8 protein-coding genes are annotated in these 9,762 nt (G+C 49.2%); all 8 read right to left on the bottom strand.

Annotated features, from left to right (window positions below; all coding sequences use genetic code 11):
* Positions 1-116: 116 nt before the first annotated feature.
* The 8 genes from Q7T36_RS10455 to adk all read right to left on the bottom strand — a co-directional run bounded on the left by Q7T36_RS10455 (position 117) and on the right by adk (position 9,589).
* Positions 117-800: an NYN domain-containing protein gene (locus tag Q7T36_RS10455; protein ID WP_304847699.1), complete on the bottom strand. Its 684-nt coding sequence runs from the start codon at positions 798-800 to the stop codon at positions 117-119.
* A 149-nt stretch (positions 801-949) separates the two neighbouring features.
* A complete protein-coding gene (locus tag Q7T36_RS10450; RefSeq protein WP_304847697.1) occupies positions 950-2,635 on the bottom strand; it encodes an ATP-binding protein in 1,686 nt (561 codons plus the stop codon).
* Between the two features lie 17 nt (positions 2,636-2,652).
* Positions 2,653-3,867 carry a DUF4297 family anti-phage-associated protein gene (locus Q7T36_RS10445; RefSeq protein WP_304847694.1) on the bottom strand — a complete coding sequence of 405 codons (1,215 nt, stop codon included), beginning with the start codon at positions 3,865-3,867 and terminating at the stop codon, positions 2,653-2,655.
* A gap of 284 nt (positions 3,868-4,151) precedes the next feature.
* Positions 4,152-5,090, bottom strand: coding sequence for a DUF4238 domain-containing protein (locus tag Q7T36_RS10440; RefSeq protein WP_304847691.1), 939 nt, complete (start codon positions 5,088-5,090; stop codon positions 4,152-4,154).
* A 112-nt stretch (positions 5,091-5,202) separates the two neighbouring features.
* On the bottom strand, positions 5,203-6,621 hold the full coding sequence (locus tag Q7T36_RS10435) for a hypothetical protein (RefSeq protein ID WP_304847689.1): 1,419 nt from the start codon (positions 6,619-6,621) through the stop codon (positions 5,203-5,205).
* A 139-nt stretch (positions 6,622-6,760) separates the two neighbouring features.
* Positions 6,761-7,435, bottom strand: coding sequence for a hypothetical protein (locus Q7T36_RS10430; protein WP_304847687.1), 675 nt, complete (start codon positions 7,433-7,435; stop codon positions 6,761-6,763).
* Positions 7,436-7,771: 336 nt separating this feature from the next.
* Positions 7,772-8,791 (bottom strand): ferrochelatase, encoded by a 1,020-nt coding sequence (hemH, locus tag Q7T36_RS10425; protein ID WP_304847685.1) that lies wholly within the window; start codon positions 8,789-8,791, stop codon positions 7,772-7,774.
* A gap of 144 nt (positions 8,792-8,935) precedes the next feature.
* Positions 8,936-9,589, bottom strand: a complete 654-nt coding sequence (adk, locus tag Q7T36_RS10420; RefSeq protein WP_304847721.1) for an adenylate kinase — start codon at positions 9,587-9,589, stop codon at positions 8,936-8,938.
* Between the last annotated feature and the right edge of the window lie 173 nt (positions 9,590-9,762).

Genomic DNA, 9,762 nt, shown 5'->3' with positions numbered 1-9,762 from the left:
GCGCTCCGGAACATCAGCAAGAAGTGGACAATGCCGATCCGGGACTGGAAAGCCGCGCTGAATCGATTCACCATCCAGTACGAAGACCGGATGCTACCGTTTTAACGAAACCCCGTTTACACAAAGTTCCGCACACCCCCTAGCTTTGTTGCACCATAGCTTCTTGGATCAAAATCTGGTGTTGATCGTTTTACAAATGATCCAGCAGATGCGACATTTGCCCAACCATCATCATCATGATAGAGCTCCCAGGCTTTTCTAAGTAGCGGCACTAACTCTGAAGCACTCGTTTTTTCTGACGTGTTTAACTTCTTAACTACAGGAGCCGACTCTAAAGGTGATTGAGTAGGAGCATCAGCACCAAGGTTTTCAGTAAGAATGAAGTCATCGCATGCATTCCTGAACGAAATAGGAGTTTTCTTTTCTCCCACACCGAAAACGAATATTTCAGACTCTCTTAGTCGAGAGGCCAGCTTCGTAAAATCGCTGTCACTGGAAACCAAGGCAAAAGCATCAAATTTATTGGAATAGAGCAAGTCCATGGCATCAATAATCATTGATGCATCTGTTGAGTTTTTCCCCGTGGTGTAAGCAAATTGCTGAATTGGCTGAATAGCCAATTCATTTAATGTCTGTTTCCAGTTTTTGAGGTAATCACTAGACCAATCCCCGTAGGCTCTTTTTATTACAATATGACCATGTGCCGAAATCTCTTCCAATATGGCCTTTACCTTTGAATATTGAGCATTATCTGCGTCAATTAGTACAGCTACTTTTTTATGCTCATCCAAATCCTTCATAAAAACTCCAGTTTATATTTTGCAAAAACCCAACATCCAGTAACAGCGGCGGCGCGCAACACCATCTGCTGCATGCCGTTGTTGAGCCTCTAAGTTCCATAATGCCAAGGCAGGGGCAAGCGACTGAGCATCGCCCGTTCTCCGTCGCACTACCTATACCATTCTGCCTTGATTGCCGCGATGTCCATCTCCTTCCACTCTTCCTTCCAAAGTTCCCAATACGGAATATCGTTCGACGAAGGTGCAGGGTCACATTGATCGATTTGGACTATCGAAGGCAGAACTATAGATTCGCCCACAAGAAGTGCTTCTCCTTGTCGGAAGGAGGTCATCTTGTCAATCAGTGTTCCGAGAGAGTCTGGGAGCAGTTTCTTGACGTATCCTTGGTCAACTGGGTTTGTCAGGCGCATCGCGATAAAATTATTGCACTGCGAGAATATCGTCTCTGAAATTTCGGACGGGCGTTGGCTTGCGAGAAGCAAAGTCACGCCGTACTTACGGCCTTCCTTTGCAATACGCTCGATGGATGTCTTCGAAGAGCGGTACTTCGAGAGCTCGCTGTTAGGTACGTACTTGTGCGCCTCTTCATATACGAGGAGAACAGGTACATCGTTGTTAATCTTCTCATTAGGGTTCTTGGCGCATCGCAAACGCTTATAGATGTACCCATACTCGAAAATCAGACGAGAAATGAGGGAGACCGTTATGCTAAGGACTTCAAAAGGTACTCCGCTCAGATCGATGACTGTAACGTTTGATTTACTTGCTGCCGAATAGCCGAGCAAGTTCTCGAGCGTCTGCTCAAATGTGATGGTCTTCGACCGCTCACCCAGGAAGAAGTCAAGCCGGTTATCGTTGATTTTGCTTTCCAAACGATTGATAAAGTTGGTGAGCTTAGAGTGCAGACTCCCGTTCTCGTACTTCGGCTGGCCCGCCTTCTCTTTGTTACTTGCAGCGTAAACTTCACCCGTGTCCACACGTTCCGTGTTCTTTGCAATGGCATATTTCAAGACCTCTTGGATGTCGAACAGAAGTGGCGAGTCAAGGTGAATTCGTTGCTCATCGTCTGGCGAGCCGGTGAACTTCGCACGCCGGTCTTGCAGCACGGCTTCCTTGAAGACATTACGCTGGTTGTGATCATTCGCTTCGGTATCAATAAAGAACTCCTCCAGTTCTTCGCCATTAAGCATCCAGTATGGCAATACCAAGTTCGAAACGTCGATGAAGTTGGCATTCGGAAACGCGGACCTGTATTCCGAGTGAATGTCGAAGACAATCACATGGGAGTTGTTGAGCGAAAAGTTACCAGTTTTTTTTGAGGCCGCTTTCTGAATAATTGTCGTCAGTGTGTGAGACTTGCCAGATCCGGTGGATCCAACGATGGCAATGTGCTTATTGAAGAACTTATTGCCATTAACCGGCACTAGGACGCCGGGATTCGACGCAAGGCTTGAGAAACAAAAGCTATCAGCTTCCGCGACCGAATCTGAGTAGATGCGCCTAATGTCTTCAATCGTTGCCGGCTCTACACTCTTCGGTGGTATCGCAAGTGAGTCACCGCCGCGTTCGAACTTTCCGTCCCGTAGAACACCTATCGGGAATGCCTCTATTATGTGATTTCGCGCTCCATCATCTCGGACCACAATTTGGAAGTTTTCAATGATGGCGATGAGAATGGCGTTCTCATTGTCGGCGATTCGGACATACGAGCCAACACGAAGCGATTCCTCTGCAAGTTTGAAATCTTCCAACTTATCGACGACGATGCGAACCTTATCTGGGAAAACTGCCACCACTTGGGCATTGAGGTTGTCTGCTGTAGTTTCAACTGCCATTTGCGACTCCGATTCGGTTAGATGATAGCCTTGATGTCTGTGAGCTTTTTCAGCTGGATCTGAATGTGCTTTACGGCTTGGTTCGCGGGATCAAAGTAGCTTTTCCCCAAGTGGAATTGGTAGACCTCTCGAGTCCTCGTGATGGAGCCCACCGTCGCCTCAAGATTGTCGATTGAATTAAGCACTTTTAACTTTATCCCATTGTCGTGTGTGGCGGGTTTTGATATCGATTTCACGTTGAAGTCGGCACCATGGAAGTCGTAGCCATCGATGAAACCGAATCCCTCGGTCGCCAGCTCCTTCTTCAGCGCCACCAACTCGTCATTAGGGAGCCTGTGAACATAGACGTAGGGGCAGAACGACGAGTTTCCATCACGTTTGGTCGTCTTTGACCACTTCCTTGACAGTATGTGCAGTACATCTTTGAGATCACTCCGGACTAGTGTTTCGGGGTCAACTTCAATGAGGAAAAAACGCTCGAACGGGGATAGATTGAGGACAGTAAAGTACTGCTTGCGCAGTGCAGAAAAGTGGGCTTTCTCACCATTCTTCCGCACGAACCATTCGTTGAACAGCACGCTAGATGTGTCTGATCGCTCTAAAAACTCCCTCTTGGTAATAGTGCGGTTGGCTGGCAACGGTTGGATCGTTAACTCTCGCATCAGGGCAAGGGCGTTGTTGTAATAGAAGTACTCTGCGCTGAACGGCGTGCAGCCGTACGCGGTCTGCAACTCCTTGATGACCTGCGCAAATTGATCCTCGAAACTCGCCGCCTTGATATCAATATCAAGAACCGACAGGAACTCGGCAAGGTCGGCGTCACTAAGATTGAGTTCGTCGTGATGACGGCGCTCGACTTTCTTTTCGCTGTACGTCAGGAAGTACTGTTTCAGAAACGCAACGTCAATCGGCAACGTCAACTTCTGCTGGCCAGAGCTGTAATGGCCGCAGAGGGAGTACCTGACGACCGGCCTCCCATCATCTCTGATCGCTTTGAAATGTGTCAGCATGTACATTACGGCCGGCTTGATAACCGAGTGGTTGTACTCCGTGCCCGAGTAGTACTTGCATTGCACAGCTGTAACTTCCGTTGCAGTATGAATGTCGACGTCTTCAATGCACTCGACGGCAATAGAGTCGCCGTGATTGGACATTTGGAGCACTTTCAATATCGAGTAATCGAACTGGTAGAAGTACCCGCGTATCGTGTCAACCGCGCTGCGATCCGTCATGCGCTCATCCCCAACAGGTCGCCGAGGAGTCTCAGTGACTCGATGAAGCCCTCGTTTAACCTACCCATACCCGAGACCCTGTTAAGTCGGCGTCGATAATGAGATGAAGTAAAAAATCGATATATCATATCTGCGTTCCTGGATTTTTAAGCCCAAACTACCCGCGTAAGAAGCAAACACCCTACAGCAAAATGAACAAAAACTCAGTAATCACTGAAGTCAAAAATAGCCCCATAAGCGGCTGGGTGCTTGTCGCACTTGACGCGAAAGTTAGGACTAATGACTTATTGATATTTAGTAACATCTTCTGCTTTAAGTGTAAATATGAATCTTTCTTTATTCGAAGATGTTAATTTATTAATATTTTCAATTTCACCAACTGAACATTCGTCTTTAAAGCCGAAATAATAATTAGGGATTGCCTCACTCTTTAAAAGTAGTTGTTTAATAGAATCCTTTTCTTCTTGACTTTTTTCGGAAGGCATTATCAATATAGCCATTGTTGGTGAAATTGGAACAAATAACTCCACATCATGCTCATCTACGCTTCGTAAGTTTTTCACTGGATTATCAGATGTTATAAAGTCTACATTGGTTTTATTTTCAATAATAACGATTTTATATAACTTTTCAATCAAGGCCAATGTTATTTGCTCAGACAAAAGAAGAGTGGAAATTGTTTGATACTCTTTAAAGTCTATTCCTTTCGATTCTAGCGCTCCTTGGATATTAACTCTGATATTTTCTCTTGTTTTAGAGGTGCGTGTTAGCTGATATACTGCAAATCGCAGCATATCCTGATATCCATTCAAATCAAAACTGTCGTATTTTTTATTTAATATTATATCTATAGCCTCCAAAGCTCCATTTTCAATGATGCAATAAAAATCCTCAATTATGTTTGTTCTAAAAGCATCAAGGCGCTTAGTATCCTGCTCGTCAAGGTCAATTAGCTCCGCAAGACTAAACATATAAGAGCAATAAATCAATTTTTCGAAAAGTCCCTTTAATGGAAAAACAGTCTTTTCATTCAAGCCAAGCAAAATTTCAAATCCACTTTTATTTATTTTATCTATTTTATAAAAATAGTTTGAGCAAGCGACCTGTTTTGTACTTTTAAGAACTGGAGCATTATTGATATTCGTGTAAACCTTTTCGCCACATGCAGACCATGCTTTAAGATAAAACTGGCTTACGAAATGTTGACTTTTCTTTTTTTGCATTTCCATATCTCCTAGAACAAGTCCTAACGTAAAAGTGAGCTGCCTGCGCGGCTTTTCGCGCAGGTCCGCTCGACTGCCGGGTTGGGCGTCACTACTAGAGCACCCAGCTATTTTATTTTTTCATCAGCGCGGGGTCGCCAGCACAAGAAGGTTTTGGCTGGAGGCGCAGGCCTGCCATATATGTGTCATACCGGCACTGTGCAGGCGGATGCGAGCATATTCCCATAGGTTTTGCACCTACCTGCGGCGTTAGCAGACCTTTTGAGAAGAGATCAAGAAGCTGCGCTGCACCCTTGGTCGTTTGGTCGATTGAGTATTCACCCCACCATACCTTTCGCTGGGCGATTTTAGCGCCCCAATAGTCAGCTTGCCCCTCGCAAGACGCCCATATGTTGTTCGGATAACGAGGAGGCCCGGCATAGTGATGTCCAAGTTCATGGGCAATTACGAGTCCAGCCCCCTCGACCTGAAGACGGTGGTGTCTTATCAGGCCACCGTATAGGACTACATGACGCTTTCCGTTCCTGATGAAAGCGACAGCATTTACCGCATCGTTCAGCCAATCGATTTGGTACTCCACATCTGGATAAAAGGTCTTGTATTGCCGTGCTAAGTACTCCGCCATCTCATAGGGCACAGAGTAATCTAATGGATATAGCTCATTTGGTTGCGCTTGGTCTTCACCCTCAGGCAGCAGATGGATAGCATCTTTTGGTATTGCGACTTGGGTGTGAGGAATAAACCTGATGTTCTTTGCCTTATTGAGCACGACGACCTTCGGCAGTGACTTTTGCTTCGACAAAGAGGAAATGTGCATCTTCCTGTACTCGGCAGTTCCCACTTGTGGGCCAGTCTGTAGAGCCTGAGTTTCCTTCCGCTGTAATGCCCAATCACCAGATACCACGCCCGAAGTATCAATCAAATGTCCAAAGGGGCTGGAAACATCTTGCTCGCTTGTGGCGACTATGTTCCACATAGGACCGTAATACACGCCAGAGGCAATTTGAGAGATTGCAATTGGCTTTGCGCCTTGCGAAAGAACCAAACTGTCGGAAGGTGCCAATCGATCAGCACGCTTCAATGTACTATCTGGCATCCAGAATACGTGATCTGGCGCAACAACGATCGAGATGTTGTTGGAAAGTGTTAGGTAGATAGCATACGGAAATGGAGTGGTTTTATCGCCCATTCCGTCGCTTGAAACTACTGGGGCGGATTTCCAAGTTCCATCAAACTGGAGTGCGAGAACTGTGTCACCTGCTTTGAAGTCTTGCATTCGTTTGAATGCTTTGTCCGTTACACGGACTAAAGTGTCGCCAGCCACACAGCTGCATTTGCACCAACACCAGACTTTTGGGTCCTGCGGTGTTGGTACATATACGAGTCCACCACCTGTCCCATGGCAAGTCGCATCGACTTGGTCTTTGATCGCACCGCAGTGGTCCGCAGCACATTGGACGGCGGCACCATGTGCAACCGAAAAGCCCCCTAGACCAATCACAAAACCAATGATTCTGAGAAACCGCTTCATTTCACACTCTCCTTCGCCTACGGGTTGAAGAAAACTACGACTGCATTGCGCTCGAAAATTCCATGGGGACGCCCAACGTTTGAGCTCAGGCCGCGGCCCGTCAGGGCCGTCGCGCCTGCAGTGAATTGTTATGCGCGCCCTAAGTTAATGCGCTGATCTTAATTAGTTCAACGATCGTTGACACGCACATAACGTCTAGCGTCCAAACCTTCTGCTCCGCATTGAACGTTCTGAGCAGCGATGGCGCGGACTTAACGCACTCAACCAGCTGGGCCGAATACGGGAACTTTACAGAAAACACTTCTTTTGCCGGGTCATAGCCAACCTCAAGAGCACCATGCTTGCCTGTAAAAGTAGTAGCGATAGCCAGATGCTCAGCCTCCGGCAAAATGTCCTTTCTCTTTGTATGAAAAGTGGGGGTAATGGGTTCGGCTAGCGGTTGTGGTGAATTCCAGCCCATCTTTTGGACCAAAATTGATTTGCCGGACAGGTCCAATTTCGTATACGCGTAAGTTCCAGGGCAACTAATTATGGACAACGTTGAGTCTGTGGGACACACATCAAACTTTGGCAGCGCTTGCTTGAAGAGATAGCCACCTTCGGTCTTTATTAGTTCATATGTTTCCGCGTAGACAGCTTCCTTTGCCTCATTAAAGAATGGAAAGCGCCCCAAACCTTTCAACGGGCCAGATTCAATGCCTGAAACTGACACAACTCGCGCGACGAGATGCTTCCAAGAGTCACGCATGACCCAAAAGCCTGCTTTTTTACCATTGGCGTAATACATCTGAAAAATGTTCACGGGATCTTCCATGTTGCCTCGCGCGCATAACTACATTTCGACGACACATGCCGCCATAAATCCACTTCGTCTAAAAAGCATTACAAGAAAGAAAATTCCTTTAAAGTCAGCACGTTATAAGAAGTTCCCAAAGCACATTTCCTTTCTCGACGACCGAACCCCACCGAACGAAACCACCCAAGCCTACCAGCCCAACCACCCTGCATCAACCCCTGTTATCACAAATTTTCACAGGTATCAATTACACAAAAAATTCATATTGCCGCCCCTAGAAATCTGGCAGGCATACCCTTGCCAAACTCCATCGCGCCCAACCCTCTGAATTCCCTCCCGCACAAGAATGAGCAATCACTCCCCCCCCTGCCCCCGCCAAACCCCCTCCAACATCGGCCTCACCAAATCCACCATCATCCCCACATGATCCTCCCGCGTATTCAACCCCGGAATATACGCATACGACCTCCCCCCCGCATGCAAAAACAACTCCGCATTCTGAATCGCCAACTCCTCCAGCGTCTCCAGACAATCCGCCGAAAACGCCGGACTCACCACCTGCACCGACCCCACCCCCGCCCTCGCCCACTCCCCCAACAACACATCCGTATAAGGCTTCACCCACTCCTGCTTCCCAAACCGCGACTGAAACGCAATCGCCCACTCATCCTCCCCCAACCCCAACTGCTGCGCCACATGCGCCGCCGTACACCGGCAACGCTTCGGATAAGGATCACCCTTATCCGCATAAGGCTGCGGAATACCGTGAAAGGAAAACAACAGCTTGTCCGACGACCCATGCACCGCCCGAAATTCCCGGATACTGGCCACCAACGCCGCAATATAGCCAGGATGCGCAAAGTAATCCTTAATGATGCTAAGACCGGGCAGATTGCGCTGCGTCGCCGACCAACGCTGCACCGCATCATAAACCGGCGCCGTGGACGTCGCGGAATACTGCGGAAACAACGGCAAAATCACGATGTTCTCCACCCCTTCCCCCCGCAGCTTGTCCAGCACCGACGGCAAGGACGGATTGCCATAGGTCATCGCCCCTTCCACCCGGATCTCCGCCGGCAAAGCCCCGCTCAAACGCTGCTGCACCGCCGCCGCCTGATCCCGCAAAATACGGCGCATGGGCGAATCCCCGGACTTTTCCCAAATGCTGGCGTACAGCTTCGCCACCCGCTTCGGCCTGAACGGCAGAATGAACAGGTTGAGGATGATCTTCCACAGCAAGGGCGGAATCTCGATCACCCGGCTGTCACTGAGGAACTGCCGCAAGTAACGGCGCACGGCCTCCGGCGTGGGGGCATCAGGGGTTCCCAGATTGGCAAGGACAACACCAAGCGGAGCGGGACGGGCGGGCTTCATGGCAATACCGGGATAAAGGAACTGGGGCGATTAAAACAAAATGGCGGGGAAAACAGAAGGATACAAAGCCTGACCATACCCCCGCCAAGGCGCACGAAACAAAAAGCCGTCACAAGGACGGCTTTCTGCACACAACCGCGTCACTCAGGACAAAACGGCCGTCACCTTGGCGCTGATGGCGTCCACGGAACCCACGCCTTCAATGCAGGCATACTTCGGGGCTTCGGGATTGCCGCTGGCGGCCAGCGACTGGTAGAAACCGACCAGACGGGAAGTCTGCTCATGGTAGATTTCCAGACGCTTGCGGATGGTTTCTTCCTTGTCGTCGTCACGCTGAACCAGGTCTTCACCGGTGGCGTCATCCTTACCTTCCACCTTGGGCGGATTGTGCTGGATGTGATAGACACGGCCGGAAGCGGGATGCACGCGGCGGCCCGACAGACGGCTGATGATTTCCTGATCCGGCACCGAAATCTCGACGACGTGGTCAATGTGCACACCGGCGGCAATTAGCGCCTCGGCCTGGGGAATGGTGCGGGGAAAACCGTCGAACAGGCAGCCGTTGACACAGTCAGGCTGGGTCAGGCGGTCTTTCACCAGGCCGATGATGATCTCGTCGGACACCAGTCCACCGGCATCCATGATCTTCTTCGCAGCCACACCCAGTTCCGTTCCCGCCTTGACCGCCGCACGCAGCATGTCGCCGGTGGAAATCTGGGGAACCTGGAACTGCTGGGTAATGACTTGAGCCTGAGTGCCCTTGCCGGCGCCCGGTGGCCCCAGAAGAATGATACGCATCATATGGATTGCTCCCTAAGGATATGAAAAACCGGTGACGGGCGGCCCGCGCGGACCACCCCGAATGCTTGACGAAAAACCACAATGCCGACCATGGGACTATGGCCGCAAAATACACTTACAGGCTTGACAGTACAAGCGTCTGACACATTTTGATTCACTGATGCCATCTT

Origin of the sequence: Fluviicoccus sp., assembly GCF_030646115.1 — a bacterium.
GTDB lineage: Bacteria > Pseudomonadota > Gammaproteobacteria > Pseudomonadales > Moraxellaceae > Fluviicoccus.
Note: the sequence above shows the minus strand (reverse complement) of the source record. Positions and strands in the feature narration are given on the sequence as shown.